19 protein-coding genes are annotated in these 21,556 nt (G+C 72.0%); 13 read left to right on the forward strand and 6 right to left on the reverse strand.

Annotated elements, in window-relative coordinates; translation table 11 throughout:
• Positions 1-56: 56 nt before the first annotated feature.
• Positions 57-1,826, reverse strand: a complete 1,770-nt coding sequence (locus ACFWZ5_RS36015) for an SGNH/GDSL hydrolase family protein (RefSeq protein WP_384801491.1) — start codon at positions 1,824-1,826, stop codon at positions 57-59.
• 139 nt (positions 1,827-1,965) lie between these two features.
• On the opposite strand from ACFWZ5_RS36015, the gene ACFWZ5_RS36020 reads away from it, so the two are divergent.
• From ACFWZ5_RS36020 to ACFWZ5_RS36045, 6 genes are all read left to right on the forward strand, one after another.
• Positions 1,966-2,409 carry a DUF3093 domain-containing protein gene (locus tag ACFWZ5_RS36020; RefSeq protein ID WP_384801488.1) on the forward strand — a complete coding sequence of 148 codons (444 nt, stop codon included), beginning with the start codon at positions 1,966-1,968 and terminating at the stop codon, positions 2,407-2,409.
• 145 nt (positions 2,410-2,554) lie between these two features.
• Entirely contained in the window at positions 2,555-2,995 is a 441-nt protein-coding gene (locus tag ACFWZ5_RS36025) for a DUF6278 family protein (RefSeq protein ID WP_384801485.1), read from the forward strand.
• Between the two features lie 167 nt (positions 2,996-3,162).
• Positions 3,163-3,906: an amino acid ABC transporter ATP-binding protein gene (locus ACFWZ5_RS36030; protein WP_384801482.1), complete on the forward strand. Its 744-nt coding sequence runs from the start codon at positions 3,163-3,165 to the stop codon at positions 3,904-3,906.
• Between the two features lie 13 nt (positions 3,907-3,919).
• On the forward strand, positions 3,920-4,864 hold the full coding sequence (locus ACFWZ5_RS36035; RefSeq protein WP_384801479.1) for a glutamate ABC transporter substrate-binding protein: 945 nt from the start codon (positions 3,920-3,922) through the stop codon (positions 4,862-4,864).
• Between the two features lie 9 nt (positions 4,865-4,873).
• Positions 4,874-5,518, forward strand: coding sequence for an amino acid ABC transporter permease (locus ACFWZ5_RS36040; protein ID WP_384801476.1), 645 nt, complete (start codon positions 4,874-4,876; stop codon positions 5,516-5,518).
• A complete protein-coding gene (locus tag ACFWZ5_RS36045) occupies positions 5,515-6,411 on the forward strand; it encodes an amino acid ABC transporter permease (protein WP_384801473.1) in 897 nt (298 codons plus the stop codon). The genes ACFWZ5_RS36040 and ACFWZ5_RS36045 overlap by 4 nt, the downstream gene beginning before the upstream one ends.
• 47 nt (positions 6,412-6,458) lie before the next feature.
• Here ACFWZ5_RS36045 and ACFWZ5_RS36050 read toward each other — a convergent pair whose 3' ends face one another.
• From ACFWZ5_RS36050 to ACFWZ5_RS36060, 3 genes are all read right to left on the reverse strand, one after another.
• The gene (locus tag ACFWZ5_RS36050; protein WP_384801470.1) at positions 6,459-8,054 is read right to left on the reverse strand and encodes an alpha/beta fold hydrolase; all 1,596 of its coding nucleotides are present in this window, start codon (positions 8,052-8,054) and stop codon (positions 6,459-6,461) included.
• Between the two features lie 138 nt (positions 8,055-8,192).
• The gene (locus ACFWZ5_RS36055; protein WP_384801467.1) at positions 8,193-9,389 is read right to left on the reverse strand and encodes an Ig-like domain-containing protein; all 1,197 of its coding nucleotides are present in this window, start codon (positions 9,387-9,389) and stop codon (positions 8,193-8,195) included.
• 172 nt (positions 9,390-9,561) lie between these two features.
• On the reverse strand, positions 9,562-10,311 hold the full coding sequence (locus ACFWZ5_RS36060; protein WP_384801464.1) for a hypothetical protein: 750 nt from the start codon (positions 10,309-10,311) through the stop codon (positions 9,562-9,564).
• Between the two features lie 104 nt (positions 10,312-10,415).
• On the opposite strand from ACFWZ5_RS36060, the gene ggt reads away from it, so the two are divergent.
• Positions 10,416-12,284 carry a gamma-glutamyltransferase gene (ggt, locus tag ACFWZ5_RS36065; protein WP_384801461.1) on the forward strand — a complete coding sequence of 623 codons (1,869 nt, stop codon included), beginning with the start codon at positions 10,416-10,418 and terminating at the stop codon, positions 12,282-12,284.
• A 44-nt stretch (positions 12,285-12,328) separates the two neighbouring features.
• Here the strand turns inward: ggt and map are convergent, their stop codons facing one another.
• Positions 12,329-13,096 (reverse strand): type I methionyl aminopeptidase, encoded by a 768-nt coding sequence (gene map / locus ACFWZ5_RS36070; protein WP_384801458.1) that lies wholly within the window; start codon positions 13,094-13,096, stop codon positions 12,329-12,331.
• A 51-nt stretch (positions 13,097-13,147) separates the two neighbouring features.
• On the opposite strand from map, the gene ACFWZ5_RS36075 reads away from it, so the two are divergent.
• Positions 13,148-13,399, forward strand: coding sequence for a helix-turn-helix domain-containing protein (locus tag ACFWZ5_RS36075; protein WP_384801455.1), 252 nt, complete (start codon positions 13,148-13,150; stop codon positions 13,397-13,399).
• Here the strand turns inward: ACFWZ5_RS36075 and ACFWZ5_RS36080 are convergent.
• On the reverse strand, positions 13,356-14,555 hold the full coding sequence (locus ACFWZ5_RS36080) for a Cmx/CmrA family chloramphenicol efflux MFS transporter (RefSeq protein ID WP_384801452.1): 1,200 nt from the start codon (positions 14,553-14,555) through the stop codon (positions 13,356-13,358). The genes ACFWZ5_RS36075 and ACFWZ5_RS36080 overlap by 44 nt on opposite strands.
• Before the next feature lie 445 nt (positions 14,556-15,000).
• On the opposite strand from ACFWZ5_RS36080, the gene ACFWZ5_RS36085 reads away from it, so the two are divergent.
• From ACFWZ5_RS36085 to ACFWZ5_RS36105, 5 genes are all read left to right on the forward strand, one after another.
• Positions 15,001-16,707 (forward strand): hypothetical protein, encoded by a 1,707-nt coding sequence (locus tag ACFWZ5_RS36085; protein ID WP_384891838.1) that lies wholly within the window; start codon positions 15,001-15,003, stop codon positions 16,705-16,707.
• Between the two features lie 221 nt (positions 16,708-16,928).
• Complete coding sequence (locus ACFWZ5_RS36090; RefSeq protein WP_384806078.1) at positions 16,929-17,771, forward strand: nitrilase-related carbon-nitrogen hydrolase; 843 nt, start codon at positions 16,929-16,931, stop codon at positions 17,769-17,771.
• Complete coding sequence (locus ACFWZ5_RS36095; protein ID WP_384806080.1) at positions 17,768-19,048, forward strand: aspartate aminotransferase family protein; 1,281 nt, start codon at positions 17,768-17,770, stop codon at positions 19,046-19,048. The genes ACFWZ5_RS36090 and ACFWZ5_RS36095 overlap by 4 nt, the downstream gene beginning before the upstream one ends.
• A gap of 27 nt (positions 19,049-19,075) precedes the next feature.
• Positions 19,076-20,479 carry a dihydropyrimidinase gene (hydA, locus tag ACFWZ5_RS36100; RefSeq protein WP_384806082.1) on the forward strand — a complete coding sequence of 468 codons (1,404 nt, stop codon included), beginning with the start codon at positions 19,076-19,078 and terminating at the stop codon, positions 20,477-20,479.
• Positions 20,480-20,488: 9 nt separating this feature from the next.
• Complete coding sequence (locus tag ACFWZ5_RS36105; protein WP_384806084.1) at positions 20,489-21,490, forward strand: TIGR03842 family LLM class F420-dependent oxidoreductase; 1,002 nt, start codon at positions 20,489-20,491, stop codon at positions 21,488-21,490.
• Positions 21,491-21,556: the final 66 nt, after the last annotated feature.

Here is a 21,556-nt window from a genome sequence, read left to right on the forward strand (position 1 = left end):
GGGGCGGAGCCCCCTGGATTTGGGTAAAGGGGCGGGTCTGGGGCGCCCCGCGAGGGCTACCGCACCAGCGCCCCCAACCCCACCCCCTCCCCCAGCGCAGCGAGCCCCGCGTCGCCGGGATGGAGGTGATCCCCACTGTCGTACAGGGGCAACAACCGCGACGGCCGCCCGGGATCCCGGGCCACGGCGTCGAAGTCGAGCACCGCGTCAAAGTCCCCACTGCCCCGCACATAGGCGTTCACGGCCCCCCGCTCCGCGTCGACCGCGGCCGTACACCGCGCATCCCCCTCACACGGCAACACCGTCACCCCGACCACCCGCAGCCCCCGCGCCCGCGCCCGCGCCGCGATCTCCCGCAGCCCGCCGATGACGGCGTCCGCGGACGCGCCCCACCGCACGTCGTTGACGCCTTCGAAGACGACGACGGTCCGCGCGGACGTCTGCGCGAACACGTCCCGGTCGAGCCGGTGCAGCGCGCTGACACCCCCGGTGTCGGGGGAGACGCCGTCGCCGGGATACCGGTCGGCGAGCACGCGGTTCGCGGAGATGCCCTGGTTGAGGACGCCGTAGCGCGGCACGTCGGACTGGGCGAGCAGACGCCGGGCGAGCACGTCGGGCCAGCGCCGGTTGGTGTCGGGCGTGGAGCCGACGCCGTCGGTGATGGAGTCGCCGAGCAGCACCACGGACCCGGGCCCGCCCGCGACGTCCACGCCGGTCAACAGCGGCCAGACCCGCAGCGTCGAGGTGTACGCCGTCCCGGCACCGTCCGCCGCGTGGTCGCCGGGCTCGCTGACGTACGAGGTCTGGAGGGCCTGGCTGTGCACGGGCGCCGCGGCCACGGTCCCCGGCAGATGGAAGCTCACGAGCAGATCCGTGTCCGCGGGCACCGCGAACCGCACCGGATCGCTGACCGCCTGCGCGCCCGCCGGCAGCTCCGCACCCGCCGCCCCGCCGAACGTGAGCGGCACCGGCTTGCCCCGGGCCCCCGCCCCCGCGCCCCGCACGGCGACCGTGGCACGGCCGATCCGCACGGGAGCGCCCGCGAAGGTGTTGTCGAGCCGGATCCGCACCCGCGGCCCGCCCGCGCTGGTGTGCACGACGAGCCGCACGGTCCGGTCCGTCCAGGGGCCCACACGCGTGTACCCGGCGGCCGACGCCGACCAGGTGCCGGTCCACCCCGTGGTCGCGCTCCGCACGGACAGGGCGAAGACGTGCAGGTCGGGGCCCGCGGAGTCCCGGGGCAGGGTCACCGAGGCCACCGCACGCCCGCGGGCGATCGGCACCGTCACCACGTAGAGGCGGGCCTTCTCGGCGAGTTGGCCGCCGGGCGTGTTGAGGTGGGGCAGGGCCACGGACTTCGTGGCGAGGGGGCCGGTGCGCCAGTCGGGCGCCGTGAGCCGGTACGTGCTGCGCGAGCCGTCGTCGTACCGGACGGTCCCGGTGCCGGTCGCCGCGCCGCCCGTCCCGGCGACGAGGAACGCGAGCGCGTCGCCGCGCCCGCGCACCCGTACCGCCTGGCCGTCGGCCCGCACGTTGTCCGGCCTGCCCGCCCGCGTGTCCGGCCACGTCACGGACGCGCCGTCAACGCGCAGGGCCCGCCCGGGAGTCCACCCGGCGGCGGCCAGGTCCCGCGCGGACAGCGAGCGGCCCGCACCGTCGAAGTCCGCGTCGGCGGGGCGCGCGTCGTCGCTGACGGCCTTGTTGTCGAAGAGCCGCTCCAGGGGGAGCGGCCCGGGTCTGTGCGGCGTTGCCCCGGCCGCGCCCACCGGGGCGAGGCCCGTGAGCAGGGTGAGGACGGCGGCGGCTCCCCAGATGCGTCGGCGCACGGCGGATCCCTTCCAGGACGCGGGCACAGCGGACCCCGCCTTTATCTCCCACCCGCCCGTCCTTTACCACCACCGTGCGCCCATCGGTCACGGCCTCCCCGGCGCCCGAACTCGCGGGCCGCAGTGCCAGGATGGGGACATGGATCTCTACGATGAGCGCCTGAGCGTCCCGTTCGCGTGGTGGATGCGCGTGGTGCTCGGGGGGTGTCTCTTCGGCGGTCTGCTGCTGCCGTTCGGGCCCGTGGCCGCCGGCGCCGGACTGCTGCTCGTCGTCGCCGTCCTCGGCCCGCTGGTGCACCGGTACGGCTCGGCGCGCATCGTGGTGACGCCGGGCACGCTCGTCGCGGGGGACCGCAGGATCCCGCTCGACGAGCTCGGCACGACCGAGATCCTGGACGCGGGCGAGGCCTTCGAGTGGCGCACGTACAAGGCGAACGCGTACGCGCACCTGCTGCTGCGCAGCTATGTGCCGACCGCGCTGCGCGTGGAGCTCAGGGGACCGCACCACAAGGCCCCGTACCTGTACCTGTCCACGCGCCGCCCGATGAACCTGGCCACCATCCTCGCCTTCACCCGCCGCTGACCCCGGGCGGGCGCGGCACCGGATCCTCTTGATTTACCTGATTCACGTGATTCACCTGATTCCGTGATCAACTGCCGCAAGATACATTCACTGGAACGCGGATCCGCCGTCCGATCACTCGGGCAACCCCACGGAGAGGCCGGTCATGCACATTCCGTTCCTGGACAAATGGCGCAAGCGGCACGCGGACGAACCGGGTCTCAAGCTGGCGGCGGTCTTCGAGGCGGATCCGGAGGGCGTGGCGGAGCTGCTGTCCGAGTGCGAGCTGCTGCGCGCGCAGGCGCAGAGCGCGGGCCTGGAGCTCGACGACTCGCCGGACTCCCTGACGGCGCTCGACCAGCTGTTCCCGCGCTGGCGCGACGACCCGGAGACGCTGCCCTGGCTCGGCAACGACGCGGGCCTGTACCTCGGCACGGTCATCGTCCGCACGGTCCCGGGCGCCGTGTGGCAGGTCCTGCCCGGCGGCACGCCCGTGGTGCGGCTTGCGTCGGGCCGGGAGCTCCAGGTGGTCGCGGCGGGGCTCGACTGGGCGGTGCAGGGCGCCCCGGAGCTGTCCCAGGTGTACGCGGAGGCGTCCGAGACGTAGCCGAGACCTGACCGCGGCCCGGCCGGGACGTGGCCGCGGCGTGACCAGTCGGTGACGTGTCGTCTCAAATACGGTTAATGCCCATAAGTGCGTGTCGTCCCATAAGTCCCGTTTTGCCGTGGATAGTTTGCGCTGACCGACACAGCTGAGAGTGGGCAGGTCTGGGCATGGCCGTCGATCCGTTGATCGAGCTGCGTGACGTGAACAAGTACTACGGCGAGTTGCATGTCCTCCAGGACATCGACCTCACCGTCGGCAAGGGGGAGGTGGTCGTGGTCATCGGCCCGTCGGGGTCGGGAAAATCAACGCTCTGCCGGACGATCAACCGGCTCGAGACCATCCAGTCCGGTGAGATCCGCCTCGACGGGCAGCCGCTGCCGGAGGAGGGCAAGGCCCTCGCGCGGCTCCGCGCCGAAGTGGGCATGGTGTTCCAGTCGTTCAACCTCTTCGCGCACAAGACCGTCCTGCAGAACGTCTCCCTGGCCCAGGTGAAGGTCAGGGGCCGCAAGAAGGACGAGGCGGACCGGCGCTCGGGCGAACTCCTGGAGCGGGTCGGGCTCGCCTCGCAGGCGGAGAAGTACCCCGCGCAGCTCTCCGGCGGCCAGCAGCAGCGCGTGGCCATCGCCCGCGCGCTCGCCATGGACCCGAAGGTCATGCTCTTCGACGAGCCGACGTCGGCGCTCGACCCCGAGATGATCAACGAGGTCCTCGAAGTCATGCAGCAGCTCGCCCGCGACGGCATGACCATGGTCGTCGTCACCCACGAGATGGGCTTCGCCCGCTCGGCCGCCAACCGCGTCGTCTTCATGGCCGACGGCCGCGTCGTCGAGGACCGCGCCCCCGAGGACTTCTTCACCCACCCGGAGAGCGACCGCGCGAAGGACTTCCTCTCCAAGATCCTCAAGCACTGACGGGGGGCTGAGCATGTTCCGTACGCCATGCAGGACACGTACGACACCCAGGACACGTACGACGCGTCTGGTCGCCGCGCTCGCCCTCGCCGCCCTCGCCGCGGCCGCCTGCGGCAAGGAGGGCAGCCCGCCGGTGAAGGGCCCGAAGGCGGGACAGCTGCCCACGTACCAGGTGGCGGCCGACTTCCGCCTCCCCGCGTCCGGCACCTGGCGCAAGGCCGAGAACCGCGGCCGGTTCGTCGTCGGCGCCAAGGAGGACCAGCCCTACCTCGGCGAGAAGGACCCCGCGACCGGCCGGTACTCCGGCTTCGACATCGAGATCGCCAAGATGGTCTCGGCCTCGCTCGGCCTCGACCCGGGGAAGATCTCCTTTCGGACCATCGCCTCCGCCAACCGCGAAACCGCCCTCCAGAACGGCCAGATCGACTACTACGTCGGCACCTACACCATCAACGACAACCGCAAGAAGCTCGTCGGCTTCGGCGGCCCCTACTACATGGCGGGCCAGAGCCTGCTCGTGCGCCACGACGAGGACGACATCGAGGGACCGCAGGACCTCGACGGCAAGCGCGTCTGCTCCGCCGCGGGATCCACGCCCTACCAGCGCATCAAGCAGGACTATCCGAAGGCCACGCTCGTCGCGTACGACACCTACTCCGTCTGCGTCGACAACCTGCTGACCTATCAGGTCGACGCCGTCACCACCGACGACGCGATCCTCATCGGCTACGCCGCGAAGGTGCCCGACGAGCTCAAGGTGGTCGGCAAGCCCTTCTCCAAGGAGCCGTACGGCATCGGCGTCCCCAAGGGCGACAGCGCGCTGCGGTTCGCCATCGACGACGCCCTCGCCGCACGCGAGAAGAACGGCGACTGGAAGAAGGCGTACGACGCGACGCTCGGCCTCTCCGGCGTCCCCGCGCCGAAACCGCCCGCCATCGACCGCTACCCGGCGAGCTGAGGAGGCGTCGTGGACGTACTGACGGACAACTTCTCCACCTTCGGCGAGGGCTTCCTCGGCACGGTCGAACTCACCGTGTACGCCTCCGTCCTCGCCCTGGTGCTCGGCTTCCTCATGGCCTCCTTCCGGGTGGCGCCCGTCGGCTCCTTCCGGGTGTTCGGCGCGGTGTGGGTGGCGGTCCTGCGCAACACCCCGCTGACGCTGCTGTTCTTCGCCGTCCTGCTCGGCCTGCCGCGCTTCGGGCTCGTGCTGCCCTTCAAGGTGTTCGCGGTCCTCGCGCTCGGCTGCTACACCTCGGCGTTCATCTGCGAGGCGGTGCGCTCCGGCATCAACACGGTGCCCAAGGGGCAGGGCGAGGCCGCCCGCAGCCTCGGCATGACGTTCGGTCAGACCCTGTCCCTCGTGGTCCTGCCGCAGGCCTTCCGGTCGGTGATCCCGCCGGTCGGCTCCACGCTCATCGCGCTCGCCAAGAACTCGGCGATCGCCGGCGCGTTCAGCGTCACCGAACTGCTCGGCACGTACAAGACCCTCAACGAACTCGGCTACAGCATCATCTGGACCTTCGTCTGGATCGCCCTCGGCTACCTGATCATCACCCTCGCCATCAGCGCCGTCTTCAACATCCTCGAGAAGCGCTGGGGAGTCGCCCGATGACCGCCACCGCCACCGCTCCCGAAGCCACCGCCCTCTACGACATCCCGGGCCCGAGGACGCGCCGGCGACACCGCGCGTACGGCGTCGCCTCGACCGTCGTCATCCTCGGGCTCATCGGCTGGATCGTCTACCTCCTCTTCGACACCGACCAGTTCACGCACACCAAATGGGCGCCCTTCGAGTACAAGGGCATCCAGGAGCTACTCCTCGAAGGCCTCGGCAACACGCTCAAGGCCTTCGCCATCGCGGCCGCGCTCTCGCTGGTGCTCGGGGCGCTGCTCGCGACCGGGCGGCTCTCCGACCACCGGATCGTCCGCTGGCTCGCCACGGTCGTCGTCGAGTTCTTCCGGGCGATGCCCGTGCTCGTGATGATCTTCTTCGTCTTCGTGGCCCTGAAGGTCCAGCCCCTTCCGGCCCTGGTCACCGGGCTCACCCTCTACAACGGGTCCGTGCTCGCGGAGGTCTTCCGTTCCGGTGTCAACTCCGTGGAGCGCGGGCAGAAGGAGGCGTCGTATGCCCTGGGGATGAGAAAGACGCAGGTCATGTCGTACGTGTTGGTGCCACAGGCCGTGCGTGCCATGCTGCCCGCCATCATCAGCCAGTTGGTGGTGGCCCTGAAGGACACCTCACTCGGCTATCTGATCACCTATGAGGAGTTCCTCCATGCCGGGAAGCTGATCGCGTCGAACCTCGACTACGATTTGCCTTTCATCCCCGTGGTCATGGTGATCTCACCGATCTACATCGGGATGTGCATGCTGCTTTCGTGGTTCGCCCACTGGGTGTCCAAGCGTCAGCGGCGCAGTCCCAAGACAGAAGCCGTGGACGTCGCCCCGGCTGAACCAGGGACGCTGCTGCCGGGCGGGGGTCCTCCCAGGGCCCCCGGCCCCTAGGGGAAGCAGTAGCTGGAGGGCCAGGCCCGCCCGGCAGCAGCCGGAGATCACTGCTCGCGCAGGGGGATCGACACGTACGACGGGTCGGTCTTCGGCGAGGAGAAGGTCAGCTGCGCGCCGGACGGGTTGTGCTCGATATAGAGCGGGTCGACCGTGTCGACCACCAGGGCGAGCCTGTGTCCTGCCGGGACGTCGTAGGCCGTGGAGAAGAGCTCCAGGTCGACGCCGAACGGCTTGCCGGGGGTCTTGCCGTGGAAGGTGTACGGCGCGTTGCTGACCAGCTTGCCGAGGCCGAGCGGGCCCACGTCGTAGAGGTACGCGACGAGGGTTCCGCTCTCCTTGGTGCTCGACACCGTGGTGTGCAGCTTCGCCGTGCCGCGCACGCGCTGGTCCCGCTCGGAGCGCTCCGACTGCCAGACGGCCGCGTACCGGCGCGGGAGCAGCGGCATCGACGCCATCGGCGGCAGCTTCAGGAACTGGTCCAGGGCGTTGGACAGCAGCACCAGGCCGCCGTTGGCCCCGGAGTCGACGTTCGCGCGGATGGTGGTGGTGCCCGCGAGGTCGAGCTTGCGCTGGGTCGCGCCGACCGACTTCCAGTCCGGGTAGCCCTCGTAGTCGCCCGTGGAGCGCGACTTCAGCTGGACGGGCCGCTCGCGGTCGATGCCGTTGTGCTCGCCCTTCAGGTAGCGGTCGAACCAGCGCCGGGTGCTGGTCCAGGTGTCGTTGGGCAGGCCGAACAGGCCGGTCGCCTCGGCCGTCGCGTGGTCGCCGGGGCGGAACTCCAGGCGCTTGGGGCCCTGCAGCTTCTCGTAGAACTCGGCGTACTCGTTGGGCGGGAAGACGGTGTCGCCCCAGGCGTTGGCGAGCATGACCGCCGCGCCGTTCTTGTTGATGCCGTCCAGATAGGTCGCGGGGGAGCGCTTGGTGCCCCACGCGATCATCTCGTCCTCCTTGTCGAGGTCGGAGGCGAGGAAGTCCTTGAGGATCCGCTTCAGTTCGGGGCTCGGGCGGCCGGTGAGATAGCCCGCGCCGCCGAGCAGGGCGCCCGCCTGGACGTGCTGGGTGCGGCCGCTGTAGATCGACTCGACGAGGTCGCTCCAGCCGCTGAGGGCCGCGACCGCCTTGATCCGCCGGTCGTGCCCGGCGGCGAGCAGACTGATGCCGGCGCCGTAGCTGACGCCCGCCATGCCGACCTTGTCGGGGTCGGCGGCGGTGTGCTTCAGCGTCCAGTCGATGACGCGGGACGCGTCGGCGATGTCCTCGGGGCCGCCGACCTCGATCTCGCCGCCGGACTGCCAGAAGCCGCGCGAGTTGTAGCTGACCACGACGTAGCCCGCGGCGGCGAGCTTCTTCGCCTGCGCGATGTATTCGATCTGCGGCACGGCCCAGCTGGTGGGCAGCACGATCACCGGGTACGTGCGGTCGGCGGTCGCGTCCGCGGGGGTGACGACGTTGGCCTTGAGGACGGTGCCGCCGTCGCCGGGGATGTCCACGAACCGGACTCCTGGCGAGGCCGCCGATCTGACGTGTGCCGGTGCCGTGGCCTGCGCCGCCGGTGCGAAGCAGAGCGCGGCACCGGCAACGAGTGTTGCCGATACCGCGCTCGCGGTGGTCCTGCGCAGTGCCGTGCGCGAGTGCGCCATGGGGGGTCACTCCTCACTGTGTCAGTGCAAAGTGACCGAACGGTAACCGCGTGGGCTTACCCCTGGTAACCCGTCGGTAAGTTACGTACGGGTAACGATAGTTGAGGAGTGGAGTGTTCCTGCTGTCGGCCCGCTGCCTCAGCGCACCGCGCTCTTGGCCTGCCAGTCCGCCCAGGAGAGGTTCCACTCGCCGAACCCGTTGCCCGGGTCCGGCGTGCCCTTGGAGCCGCTGCCCGAGACCTCGAACGGGTCGCCGATCTGCGCCTGGCCGTACAGCCACGAGGCGTTGCCCGTGCTCATGCCGACGCAGCCCGAGCTGTGGTTGGTGTTGCCGAAGTACGCGGCGTTCCACGGGGCCGCGTGCGCGTACATGCCCGACCAGGTCAGGCGCATCGAGTAGTCGACCATCTTGTTGTAGCTGTTGCCGAGGCCGACGGTCTCGGAGCGCATGTTGATCGTGCCCTCCTTGGCCATCAGGACCGACGTGCCGCCCCAGGAGGCCTTCTCGCCGCCGGGCGTGCCCGCGGACATCGGCAGGGACTTCACGGTCTTGCCGTCGCGCAGCAGCGTCGCCGTCTTGCTGTCCAGGTTCACCTTGACGACCTGGTTCCTGCCGACGGTCATCGCGGTGTCGTAGTCGCGCACGAACCAGCCGCCCTGGTCGCCGGAGTCGACGCCGTTGAGCTGGGCGTCCAGCTCCACCTTCGTGCCGGACTTCCAGTACTCCTTGGGGCGCCAGTCGACGCGGTCCTTGCCGTCGTAGTTCTGGATCCAGCCCCAGGAGCCGGTGGTGCCGTTCGACGTCTTCACCTTGAGGTGCTTCTCGACCTCGGCCTTGTTCTTCACCGGGTGGTCGAAGACGATCGACAGGGGCTGGGCCACGCCGACCGTCCTGATGTTCCGGCCCGGCGTGATCGTGACCTTGTTGACCTTCTCGGGCGCCGCCGTGGTGAAGGCCTTGCCCGCCTTGCCGCCCGCGTCCGTCGTGGCCGACACCTGGTAGCTGGTGCCGGGGGCCGCGTTGCGCGCCGACGTCCAGGCGCGGCCGTCCGCGGAGACCTTTCCGGCCAGCTTGGTGCCCTCGGCGTCGGCGACCGTGACGTCCTTCAGCCTGGCGTCCTTGGTGGCCAGCTTCACGGTGACGGGGACGCCCGGCTCGGCCTGCTTGCCGGTGAGGTTCACCGAGATCTTCGGCTTCTCGGCGGACTTGGCGTCGTCGTCGGAGCCGCCGCCGGAGCAGGCGGACAGGGCGGCCGCGAGGACGGCGACGCCCGCGACGGCGCCGTGGCGGGGGCGTATGGAGCGCCGACGGCTCGAAGAGCTCAGGGACCTCAAGGGAACGTACCTCCGTGCGAATATCTCTGCCTGCCCGGAGAGAGAGTGCGGAAGGTCCCGTTGGGTTGCCCGTTGCCCGGAAAATCCGGTCTAGGTGATAGAGGCGTTATAAAGCGGCCCCGGGGGGTGGTGCCGCTGTGATCAGGGGTGCACGGTCCGTGCGCGCGGGTCCCTACTTCGCGCGGTGGGAGTTGCGCGGGGCCGGGGCCGGTATCGGCTCCTGGGCGGCGCGGGTGACGTCCGCGACGAGCTCCACCACGTCCGGGCCGTACGCCTGCGAGTTCACGACCTTCAGGAGCAGTACGAAGGAGCCGCCGCCGTGCTTGCGGGCCAGGCGCTCGTGGTGGCGCCCGAGGTAGCGGGCCGCGGCCTGGCTGGTGATCGCGCGCTGCCCGCAGAAGAGGAACACGGGCCTGCCCTCCTGCCCGGCGGTGAGCCGCGCGAGCGCGACGTACTCCGTGCGGCCCGGCTCCATGCGGTACCGCTCCGCGCCGATCTGGAAGGCGCCGCGGTCCGGGCCCGGCTCCGGGTCGGTGTTGACGCGTACGCCCGGCAGCATCGCGTGCATGTGGGCGGCCATGCGGCGGTTGACCGCGGGATTCCCGACGCAGAACTCGGTGCGCTCGCCGAAGCCCTGCTGGGCCGCGTCGTGCGCGACCAGCTGCGCGTGCGCGCCGCAGTCCTTGACGAGCGCGGCGAGCTCCATGAGCGCGTACACGTCGTGGCGTGTCACGGTCAGGTCGGGGCCGCCCGCCTCGCGGCTGACCACGAGCATCGACTCGGAGTTCGGGGGCAGCCCGAAGAAGGCCTGCCGGCGCCGCAGCCTGCGCCCCCGCAGGGCCGCACGGACGTACAGGGTCAGGGCGGCGCTGAGGCCGGCCGCGCACAGGCCGACGGCGAGAAGGCGCACGTCTTCAGTCATGGGCGCGCATGCTAGCGGCCATTCGCAGCCACGTTGGGAGCCCCCGTGGCGAGGAGGAGAGCCCGAAGTTACGCTGCGCGGACGGGCGTTGACTGGAGGTACTCATGAGGCGTGGTGTCAGACGGAATCTGATGCTTTGGGCGGTAGGCGGGGTGTTGGTGACGGTCGGTGCGGCCGCGCCCGCTTCGCCTTCGCGCTCGGCTGAACCGGGCACGGCGGCCGAATCGGTCGGCGCGTCCCAAGGGGACGCAAGACCGGAATCGGCCACTGATCCGCATAAGAAGGTGCCCGAGGCCGTCGGCCGCGGCGGTGCCGTGGCGAGCGTCGACGCGGACGCGTCCGCGGCCGGCATCGAGGTCCTGCGCAAGGGCGGCAACGCCGTGGACGCGGCGGTCGCCACCGCGGCGGCCCTCGGCGTCACCGAGCCGTACTCGGCGGGCGTGGGCGGCGGCGGGTACTTCGTGTACTACGACGCGGGGACCCGCACCGTGCACACCCTGGACGGCCGCGAGACGGCGCCGCGCACCGCCGACTCCGGCCTGTTCCTGGAGGACGGCAAGCCGCTGCCGTTCGCGGACGCCCAGACCAGCGGCCTCGGCGTCGGCACCCCCAGCACCCCCGCCACCTGGAAGGCGGCCCTCGACAACTGGGGCAGCGAGAAGCTGCGCACGCTCCTGAAGCCCGCCGAGCGGCTCGCGCGGCACGGCTTCACGGTCGACAGGACCTTCCGCGCGCAGACCGAGGCGAACCAGAAGCGCTTCGCGGACTTCCCCGACACGGCGGAGCTCTTCCTGCCCGGCGGAAAGCTGCCGGTGGTCGGCTCGACGTTCAAGAACCCCGACCTGGCCGACACGTACGAGGAGCTCGGGCGCGCGGGCGTCGGCGCGCTGTACCGCGGCGACCTCGGCAGGGACGTCGTACGGACGGTCAACGAGCCGCCCGTGGACCCGGAGTCCGGGCGCAACGCGCGCCCCGGCGACCTGTCGATGAAGGACCTGCGCGCCTACGAGGTCAAGGAGCAGGCGCCCACGAAGACGACCTACCGGGGCCTGGGCGTCTACTCGATGGCGCCGTCGACGTCCGGCGGCACGACCGTCGGCGAGGCCCTGAACATCCTGGAGCGCACCGACCTCTCCCGCGCCTCCAAGGCGCGCTATCTGCACCGCTTCATCGAGGCGAGCCGGATCGCGTTCGCCGACCGGGGGCGCTGGGTGGGCGATCCGGCCTTCGAGAACGTGCCGACCAAGCAGCTGCTCTCGCAGAGGTTCGCGGACGCGCGCGAGTGCCTGATCAAGGACGACGCGGTGCTCAAGAGCCCGCTCGCGCCGGGCGACCCGCGCCACCCGGCGGCGTGCGCCACGGGCGGCAAGGCCGCTCCGACGCCGTACGAGGGCGAGAACACCACGCATCTGACGGTCGCCGACAAGTGGGGCAACGTCGTCGCGTACACCCTCACCATCGAGTCGACCGGCGGCAGCGGGATCACCGTGCCCGGGCGCGGCTTCATCCTGAACAACGAGCTGACCGACTTCTCCTTCGCGCCCGCGCGCCCCGGCGTGCCCGACCCGAACCTGCCGGGCCCCGGCAAGCGGCCGCGCTCGTCGATCGCGCCGACCATCGTGCTCGACAAGCACGACCGGCCGGTCGTCGCCCTCGGCTCGCCCGGCGGCGCGACCATCGTGACGACCGTCCTGCAGACCCTGACCGGCTTCCTGGACCGGGACCTGCCGCTGGTCGACGCGATCGCGGCGCCGCGCGCCAGCCAGCGCAACGCCGCGCAGACGGAGCTCGAACCGGGCCTGGACGCCGGGGTGCGGCGCGACCTGGAGGCGCTCGGCCACTCCTTCAAGGACAACCCGGAGATCGGGGCCGCGACCGGCGTCGAGCGGCTGTCCGACGGCCGGTGGCGCGCGGCGGCCGAGACGGTCCGCAGGGGCGGCGGGTCGGCGATGGTGGTGCGGCCGACGTCCTGAGCCCCCAGCTGGTCACGCTGGGCCCGCGCATCCCGGTCACACGGTCACAGGGCCGTCAGGATGCGCGGGCCCTCGTTCGTGATCGCCACCGTGTGCTCCGCGTGGGACGCGCGGCTGCCGTCGTTCGTGCGCAGCGTCCAGCCGTCCGGAGCCGTGTGGTAGTCGTCGCGGCCGCTGGCGATCAGCATCGGCTCGATGGCGAGCACCATGCCGTGGCGCAGCGGCATGCCCCGGCCCGGCCTGCCCTCGTTCGGCACGCCCGGGTCCTCGTGCATGCGGCGGCCGATGCCGTGGCCGCCGAAGCCCTCCGGGATGCCGTACCCCGCGGCGCGGCAGACCGTGCCGATCGCGTGCGCGATGTCCCCGATCCTGTTGCCCACGACCGCCGCCGCGATGCCCGCGTCCAGGGCGCGCTCGGCCGTCTCGACGAGGCGGACGTCCTCCGGGCGCGGAGTGCCGACGACGAAGCTCCGCGCCGAGTCGCCGGCCCAGCCGTCGAGGACGGCGCCGAAGTCCACGGACAGCAGGTCGCCGTCGCGCAGGCGGTAGTCGCCGGGGATGCCGTGCACGATCGCGTCGTTCACCGACGCGCACAGCGTCGCCGGGAACGGGACCGGGGCGAACCGCGGGTGGTAGTGCAGGAACGGGGACGTGGCGCCCGCGTCCTTGAGGACCTGGTGCGCCACCTCGTCCAGGTCGCGCAGGCGGACGCCGACGGCCGCCGCCTCGCGCACCGCCGTCAGGGCGCGCGCGACGACGCGCCCCGCTTCCCGCATGGCGTCGATGGAGGGATCTGTCTTGAGTTCGACCATGCCAATTACTATACCGGTATTTAAATGGGTGCGGGGGGTAGACTGGCCCGCATGGTGCGCACCCCTCTGACACCCGAAGAGCGCGAGCGCGGCGAGCGGCTCGGCCGTCTGCTGCGGGAGGCGCGCGGCGAGCGGAGCATGGTGGAGGTCGCCGCGAGTGCCGGGATCTCCGCGGAGACGCTCCGCAAGATCGAGACGGGCCGGGCGCCGACCCCCGCCTTCTTCACGGTCGCGGCGCTCGCGGTGACCCTTGAGCTGTCTATGGACGAGGTGGCACGGATGTGTTCGCCGGTGCCGGTGTGACGCTTGTCGGCCGCTGCCGGGCGCGGAGTGCCGCCGTGCCTCCCGTGATCAGGGCGAGCGCCACCATGAGGGCGCCGACCCACAGCGGCGAGCGGTAGCCGAGCCCGGCCGCGATGGCCTGGCCCCCGGCCCAGGGGCCCACCGCCGCCCCGATGTTGAAGGCCGCCGTGGCGAAGGCCCCGCCGAGCGTGGGCGCCGCCGTCGCCGCGTACAGGGCGCGGGCGATCAGCGTGGAGCCGACCGCGAACGACAGCGCGCCCTGGACGAAGGCGAACACGACGGTCGCGGCCGTGTGCTGCGCGGTCAGCGCGAACACCACCCAGCCCACCAGCAGCGCGACCGAGCCGCCCGCCAGGAGCGGCACCGGACGGCGGTCGGCCATGCGCCCGGCGAGCGTGACCCCGGCGAACGAACCGAGCCCGAACAGCGCGAGCAGCGCGGGCATCCAGGCGTCCCCGATGCCCGTGACGTGCGTGGCGAGCGGTTCGAGATATGTGAACACGCAGAACGTCGCGCCGTTCACGAGAGCGCCGAGCAGCAGCGTCACCAGCAGGCGCGGCGAGCGCAGCGCGCCCAGTTCCGTGCGCGCGCCGGTGTGCGCGGAGGCCGGCGGGCCCGCCGGTACGGACCGCGCGATCGCGACGACCGCGGGCACCGACACCAGGGCCACCGCCCAGAACGCGGCGCGCCAGCCCCACAGCTGGCCGAGCAGCGCGCCGCCCGGCACCCCCGCGACGCACGCGAGCGTGGTGCCGCCGAGCAGCACCGACGTGGCCCGGCCCTTGGCGTCGGGCGCGACCAGACTCGTCGCCGTCGCGAGCGCCACCGCGAGGAACCCGGCGTTGGCGAGCGCCCCCACGACGCGCGTGGCGAGCAGGACGGCGTAACTGGAGGTGAGCGCGCCCACCACGTGCACGAGCAGGAACGCGGTGAGGAAGACGAGCAGCGCGCGACGGCGCGACCAGCGCAGGCTGAGCACCGCCATCAGCGGCGCCCCGACGATCATTCCCACGGCGAACGCCGAGGTCAGCGCGCCCGCCGCCGGGACCGACACCCCCAGGTCCCCGGCGATGTCCGACACCAGGCCGGACAGCATGAACTCGGACGTGCCCTGGGCGAACACGGCGAGGCCGAGCAGATACAGGACGAATGGCACAGTGAGACTCCAGAGCCACATCAGCCACGGCGTGGCCGCGCACCCGTGCGGCGGTGCGGCACGGCGGGGTCCACGCAGGGGAAGACGGAGGAAAGGGACGCGGACGGAAAGTCCGTGACGGTGGCGCTGCGGTGGTCCCAGGCCTCGCACCCCGGCCCCCGGATCCCAGGTCGCGGATCTCGGGGCGACGCGGCCGCGGAGCTCGACGGAGCTGCGACGCGGCGCGTCAGGCCAGGTCGGATCGGGGGCGGGCCACCGGAAAGCGCCGGTGGCTAGGCTCTGCTCGCCTCAGGGCTGGACATGTGCGCAGACTAGCCACGCTTCCCGCCCCACGTCCAAGTAATTAACGGAGGTTCGGAAAACCGCGTGTAGCCGTCCCGTAACGCGACTGGTGTTATCTTCCGGACCGGCAGACCGGCAGTCTCCCAGGGGGCGGTGCCCGACCATGTCAGTGGGACAACTCCCCCAACAGGCGCGGGAGTTCGCAAAGTACTTGAACGAGCTCGTGGCCCGTCTCGATCAGGCCACCGGGTGGTGCGGGGTGTTCTGGTCCCGCGACCCCGACGGGATGCGGGCGTGCCTCGACGGCTCGGAGGTGCCTCCCTGGGACGTCGTCCAGGCACTGCTCCACGATCTCGCGGCCGACTTCGGGGTGGACGTCGCGCAGGCCGAGACCGGCCGCGCGCGGGCGCTGCACGCCGCGTCCGTCGCCGCGTACGACACCCGGCCGGGCGCCCGGGAACTCCTCAGCGACCGGCTCGACATGATGATCCAGGAGCAGCGGTTCGCCCTCGAACGGCAGCAGGAGCTCGCGCGCTCCCTCTCCGTGGCCGCCACCTCCGACGAGGTGGACCGCATCCACCTGGACCTGGCGTGGGTGCGCGACGACCACGAGCGGGCCGCGGCGCGCTGCGGGGAGCTCCGGCACCGCATGGAGCGCATCGACCGGGCGCGGGCGCCCCAGTGGGTGGACTTCGGCGGCGCCTCGCCGGACGCCGGCGGGTCTCCTGGGGCACCGGCCGCCACCGAGCACCCGACCGGCGCGGCCGACGCGGGGTACGACACGGTGTACGACGCCGACGCGGTGTACGACCCGACGGCGGACGCCGCGTACCAGGCTCCCGATCCCGCGTACGACCTCGCGGACCCGGCCCAGGACGCGGCGGACCCCGCGTACGACGCCCATCCCGCGTACGACGCCGCCGACCCCGCGTACGACCCGTCGGACCCCGCGTACCGCGACCCCGACGCCCCGGCCGCGTACGACGACACCCGGAGCCCGGCCGCGCCCGCAGGCACCGCGGCGCCGCCCGAGCCCCCGGGCGCGCCCGGACAGGACGCCCCGGGCCTGCCCGGGCGCAGCAGCCCGCGCATCCCCGAGCAGGGCACCCGGCGCGTCCCCGAACAGACTTCCCGCTCCCGCGGCGGCGGCGGTCGCCGCCGCCCCCGTGGCGCGCGCTTCGCGGGTCTCGTCGTCGCGAGTGACGACGAGGCCGGGCCCGTCCCCGCCCCGGTCGACGGCGCGCCCGCCGACCTGGCCGCGCCGCGCGGTGCCCGCTACGTCCAGGCCGTCGAGTCCGCGGGGGCCGCGCCGCGCGCGCACCCCCGGCCGCCGGACGCCGCGGCCGACGAGCGCGCCACCGTCGACGCGGTCAAGGCGCTCATCCGGCTGCGCGGCGAGGGCCGCAGCGGGGAGGCGCACGGCGTGCTCGTCGAGGCCGCCGGATGGCCCGCCGCTCGCCTGCCGCTGTTCGCCGAGGAACTGCACCACGCGGGCCTGGCCGCCGACTGGGCGACGCTGCTGTGGGAGGCCGCGTCGCTGCCGCCCGACCGGCTCGTGGCCGTCGCCGACGCGCTCGCCGCCGCGGGCCGCGCCGACGACTGCCGCAAGCTGCTGCGCCAGGGCGTGGTCCGGCCCGCGCCGGAGATCGCCGAGTCGCTGCTCGCCCTCGCGGACGCGGGGCGCGAGCGCGAGGCCCGCGCGCTCCTCGACGCGTACGTGCGGATGCGCACCGCCGAGGACGTCGCGGCCTGCGCGCACACCGATCCGGACCGGCTCATCCCGCTGCTCCTGGCGACGGCGAAGGCCGTGTCGGACCAGCACCAGTGGGATCTCGTGCACGCGCTGCGCGTCGCGGGCTTCACCACCTGAGCGACCCGGTGACCCGAGCGATCCGAGCGGCGTGAGCGCCCGGTGGCCGACGGTGCCCGGGCGTCCGGTTCTCACCCGCTCGGGTGCGAATCATGATCGACTCCGGCGCTTGCCGACGATGGTCTTGGCAAGGCCGCCGGGTGAGGCTTACGTTCATCTGTCTACGCACCAAGTCTACGGGCGTAGAGGCTCTCTGACGTCCTGTCGAAGGAGCACAGCTCATGGTCAACGTCGTACGCGCCGCCCTCGTCCAGGCGACCTGGACCGGCGACACCGAATCCATGATCGCCAAGCATGAGGAGCACGCCCGCGAGGCCGCCCGGCAGGGCGCGCAGGTGATCGGCTTCCAAGAGGTCTTCAACGCCCCGTACTTCTGCCAGGTCCAGGAGAAGGAGCACTACCGCTGGGCCGAGCCGGTCCCGGACGGGCCGACCACGCGCCGCATGCAGGACCTGGCCCGCGAGACCGGCATGGTGATCGTCGTGCCGGTCTTCGAGGTCGAGCAGTCCGGCTTCTACTACAACACCGCGGCCGTGATCGACGCCGACGGCAGCTACCTCGGCAAGTACCGCAAGCACCACATCCCCCAAGTGAAGGGCTTCTGGGAGAAGTTCTACTTCCGCCCCGGCAACATCGGCTGGCCCGTCTTCGACACCGCCGTCGGCCGGATCGGCGTCTACATCTGCTACGACCGCCACTTCCCCGAGGGCTGGCGCCAGTTGGGCCTCAACGGCGCCCAGCTGGTCTACAACCCGTCGGCCACCTCGCGCGGCCTCTCCGCCTACCTGTGGCAGCTGGAGCAGCCCGCGGCGGCCGTCGCCAACGAGTACTTCGTCGCCGCGATCAACCGCGTCGGCCAGGAGGAGTACGGCGACAACGACTTCTACGGCACGAGTTACTTCGTGGACCCGCGCGGGCAGTTCGTCGGCGAGAAGGCGAGCGACAAGGCGGAGGAACTCGTCGTCAGGGACCTGGACTTCGGCCTGATCGACGAGGTGCGTGAGCAGTGGGCCTTCTACCGGGACCGCCGCCCGGACGCGTACGAAGGGCTGGTCAAGCCGTGAGCGACCTCTACACCCGGCACCGGGCCGTCCTGCCGGACTGGCTCGCGCTGTACTACGACGACCCGATCGAGCTCACGCACGGCGAGGGCCGGCACGTGTGGGACGCCGGGGGCCGCCGCTACCTGGACTTCTTCGGCGGCATCCTCACCACCATGACCGCCCACGCCCTGCCCGAGGTCACCAAGGCCGTCGCCGAGCAGGCGGGCCGCATCATCCACAGCTCGACGCTGTATCTGAACCGGCCGATGGTCGACCTCGCCGAGCGCGTCGCCGCCCTGTCCGGCATCCCCGACGCCCGCGTCTTCTTCACGACGTCCGGCACCGAAGCCAACGACACCGCGCTGCTCCTCGCCACCGCCCACCGCCGCTCGAACCAGATCCTGGCGATGCGCAACAGCTACCACGGCCGGTCCTTCTCGGCGGTCGGCATCACCGGCAACCGGGCCTGGTCGCCGACCAGCCTCTCGCCGTTGCAGACGCTCTACGTCCACGGCGGCGTCCGCACCCGCGGCCCCTACGCCGCCCTGAGCGACGCCGAGTTCACCGCCGCGTGCGTCGCCGACCTCAAGGACATGCTCGGCCAGACCCGCGGAGTCGCCGCCCTCATCGCCGAGCCCGTCCAGGGCGTCGGCGGCTTCACCTCGCCGCCCGACGGCCTCTACGCCGCGTTCCGCGAGGTCCTCGCCGAGCACGGCGTCCTGTGGATCGCCGACGAGGTGCAGACCGGCTGGGGCCGCACCGGCGACCACTTCTGGGGCTGGCAGGCGCACGGCCAGGCCGGGCCGCCCGACATCCTCACCTTCGCCAAGGGCATCGGCAACGGCATGTCCATCGGCGGCGTCGTCGCCCGCGCCGAGATCATGAACGCCCTGGACGCGAACTCCATCTCCACGTTCGGCGGTTCCCCCGTCACCATGGCCGCGGGCCTCGCCAACCTCACCTACCTCCTGGAGCACGACCTCCAGGGCAACGCGCGCCGCGTCGGCGGCCTGCTCATCGAGCGCCTGCGGGCCATCTGCGCCCAGCTGCCCGGCGTACGCGAAGTGCGCGGCCGCGGCCTGATGATCGGCGTCGAGCTCGTCAGGCCCGGCACGGACGAGGCGGACCCGCGGGCGGCGGCCGCCGTGCTCGACGCGGCCCGCGACGGCGGCCTGCTGATCGGCAAGGGCGGTGGCCACAACACCAGCGTGCTGCGGATCGCGCCCCCGCTCTCCCTGACGGTCGCGGAGGCGGAGGAGGGCGCGTCGATCCTCGAAGGCGCCCTGCACAGCGTGTAGTTCGGAGAGAAGAGGGAGCGAACGACCATGGGGACCCGCACCCTGATCCGCGGCGGACTCGTCATCACCGCCGCCGAAGAGACCCACGCCGACGTCCTCATCGAGGACGGCCGGATCGCCGCGCTCGCGGCACACGGCACCCAGGCCGCCGAGGCCTTCGCCGCCGACCGCGTCATCGACGCCCGCGACAAGTACGTCGTCCCGGGCGGCGTCGACGCCCACACGCACATGGAGCTGCCGTTCGGCGGCACCTTCGCCTCCGACTCCTTCGAGACCGGCACGCGCGCCGCCGCGTGGGGCGGCACCACCACCATCGTCGACTTCGCCGTGCAGACCGTCGGGCGCGCCCTGCGCGAGGGCCTCGACGCCTGGTACGCGAAGGCCGACGGCAAGTGCGCGATCGACTACGCGTTCCACATGATCCTGTCCGACGTCAACGACCGGACGCTCAAGGAGATGGACCTGCTCGTCGAGGAGGGCATCACCTCCTTCAAGCTGTTCATGGCCTACCCCGGCGTCTTCTACAGCGACGACGGGCAGATCCTGCGCGCCATGCAGCGGTCGGCGGCCAACGGCGGCCTGATCATGATGCACGCCGAGAACGGCATCGCCATCGACGTCCTCGTCGAGCAGGCCCTCCAGCGCGGCGAGACCGACCCGCGCCACCACGGCGAGGTCAGGAAGGTCCTCCTCGAAGCCGAGGCCACCCACCGCGCGATCCAGCTGGCCCGCGTCGCCGGTGCCCCGCTGTACGTCGTGCACGTCTCCGCGGACGAGGCCGTCGCCGAGCTCGCCGCCGCCCGCGACAAGGGCCTGCCCGTCTTCGGCGAGACCTGCCCGCAGTATCTGTTCCTGTCCACCGACAACCTCGCCGAGCCCGGCTTCGAGGGCGCCAAGTACGTGTGCTCGACGCCGCTGCGGCCCCGCGAGCACCAGGCCGCCCTCTGGCGCGGCCTGCGCACCGACGACCTCCAGGTGGTCTCCACCGACCACTGCCCGTTCTGCTTCACCGGGCAGAAGGAGCTCGGCCGCGGCGACTTCTCGAAGATCCCCAACGGCCTGCCGGGCGTCGAGCACCGCATGGACCTGCTCCACCAGGCCGTGCTCGACGGGCATATCAGCCGCCGCCGCTGGATCGAGATCGCCTGCGCCACGCCCGCCCGGATGTTCGGCCTCTACCCGAAGAAGGGCACGATCGCGCCGGGCGCCGACGCGGACGTCGTGATCTACGACCCGGCGGCCGAGCAGGTCCTCTCGGCGGCCACGCACCACATGAACGTCGACTACTCGGCGTACGAGGGGAAGCGGATCACCGGCCGCGTCGAGACCGTCCTCTCGCGCGGCGACGTGGTCATCGACCAGCGGGAGTTCACCGGACGTGCCGGACACGGCGTCTACACCCCCCGCGCCACCTGCCAGTACCTGAACTAGGAGGCCCCCGTGGACTTCGGACTCGTCCTGCAGACCGATCCGCCCGCGTCCGACGTCGTCGGCCTGATGCGGCGGGCCGAACAGAACGGCTTCCGCTACGGCTGGACCTTCGACTCGGCCGTCCTGTGGCAGGAACCCTTCGTGATCTACAGCCGGATCCTGGAGCACACCCAGGACCTGATCGTCGGCCCGATGGTCACCAACCCGGGCACCCGCACCCCGGAGGTGACCGCCTCCACGTTCGCGACGCTCAACGACATGTTCGGCAACCGCACCGTGTGCGGCATCGGCCGCGGTGACTCCGCGATGCGGGTCGCGGGCCGCAAGCCCAACACCCTGGCCCGGCTCGGCGAGTCCATCGAGGTCATCCGCGACCTCGCCGAGGGCCGCGAGGCCGACGTCGGCGGGCAGACCCTGCGCATCCCCTGGGTGCGGAACGGCAAGCTCCCGATGTGGATGGCCGCCTACGGCCCGAAGGCGCTCGCCCTCACCGGCCAGAAGGCCGACGGCTTCATCCTCCAGCTCGCCGACCCCTACCTCACCGAGTGGATGGTCAAGGCCGTCAGGGACGCGGCCGCGGCCGCCGGACGCGACCCGTCCGACGTCAAGATCTGCGTGGCCGCGCCCGCCTACGTCAGCGACGACCTCGCGCACGCGCGCGAACAGTGCCGGTGGTTCGGCGGCATGGTCGGCAACCACGTCGCCGACCTGGTCGCCAAGTACGGTGAGCACTCCTCGATGGTGCCGGAGGCGCTCACCGCGTACATCAAGGAGCGCGAGGGGTACGACTACCGGCACCACGGGCGGGCCGGGAACCCCGACACCGCCTTCGTGCCCGACGAGATCGTCGACCGCTTCTGCCTGCTCGGACCTGCGGCCGCGCATGTCGAGAAGCTGCGGGTGCTGCGGGAGTTGGGGGTGGATCAGTTCGCGGTGTACGCGATGCACGACGCGCGGGAGGGGGTGGTGGACGCGTACGGGGCGGAGGTCATTCCGGCGCTGGCGGGCTAGCCCTCGCGGGTGCGCCCCAGACCCGCCCCTTCCCGAACTGGGGGCTCCGCCCCCAGACCCCCGCTC

Source organism: Streptomyces sp. NPDC059003 (genome assembly GCF_042740445.1).
Taxonomy (GTDB): Bacteria; Actinomycetota; Actinomycetes; order Streptomycetales; family Streptomycetaceae; genus Streptomyces.

Excerpts from the sequence above, each read along its gene's own strand:
- ACFWZ5_RS36020 (WP_384801488.1), top strand. The coding sequence starts at position 1,966 with ATGGATCTCTACGATGAGCGCCTGAGCGTCCCGTTCGCGTGGTGGATG.
- ACFWZ5_RS36025 (WP_384801485.1), top strand. The coding sequence starts at position 2,555 with ATGCACATTCCGTTCCTGGACAAATGGCGCAAGCGGCACGCGGACGAA.
- ACFWZ5_RS36030 (WP_384801482.1), top strand. The coding sequence starts at position 3,163 with ATGGCCGTCGATCCGTTGATCGAGCTGCGTGACGTGAACAAGTACTAC.
- ACFWZ5_RS36035 (WP_384801479.1), top strand. The coding sequence starts at position 3,920 with ATGTTCCGTACGCCATGCAGGACACGTACGACACCCAGGACACGTACG.
- ACFWZ5_RS36045 (WP_384801473.1), top strand. The coding sequence starts at position 5,515 with ATGACCGCCACCGCCACCGCTCCCGAAGCCACCGCCCTCTACGACATC.
- ACFWZ5_RS36050 (WP_384801470.1), bottom strand. The coding sequence starts at position 8,054 with ATGGCGCACTCGCGCACGGCACTGCGCAGGACCACCGCGAGCGCGGTA.
- ACFWZ5_RS36060 (WP_384801464.1), bottom strand. The coding sequence starts at position 10,311 with ATGACTGAAGACGTGCGCCTTCTCGCCGTCGGCCTGTGCGCGGCCGGC.
- ggt (WP_384801461.1), top strand. The coding sequence starts at position 10,416 with ATGAGGCGTGGTGTCAGACGGAATCTGATGCTTTGGGCGGTAGGCGGG.
- map (WP_384801458.1), bottom strand. The coding sequence starts at position 13,096 with ATGGTCGAACTCAAGACAGATCCCTCCATCGACGCCATGCGGGAAGCG.
- ACFWZ5_RS36075 (WP_384801455.1), top strand. The coding sequence starts at position 13,148 with ATGGTGCGCACCCCTCTGACACCCGAAGAGCGCGAGCGCGGCGAGCGG.
- ACFWZ5_RS36085 (WP_384891838.1), top strand. The coding sequence starts at position 15,001 with ATGTCAGTGGGACAACTCCCCCAACAGGCGCGGGAGTTCGCAAAGTAC.
- ACFWZ5_RS36090 (WP_384806078.1), top strand. The coding sequence starts at position 16,929 with ATGGTCAACGTCGTACGCGCCGCCCTCGTCCAGGCGACCTGGACCGGC.
- hydA (WP_384806082.1), top strand. The coding sequence starts at position 19,076 with ATGGGGACCCGCACCCTGATCCGCGGCGGACTCGTCATCACCGCCGCC.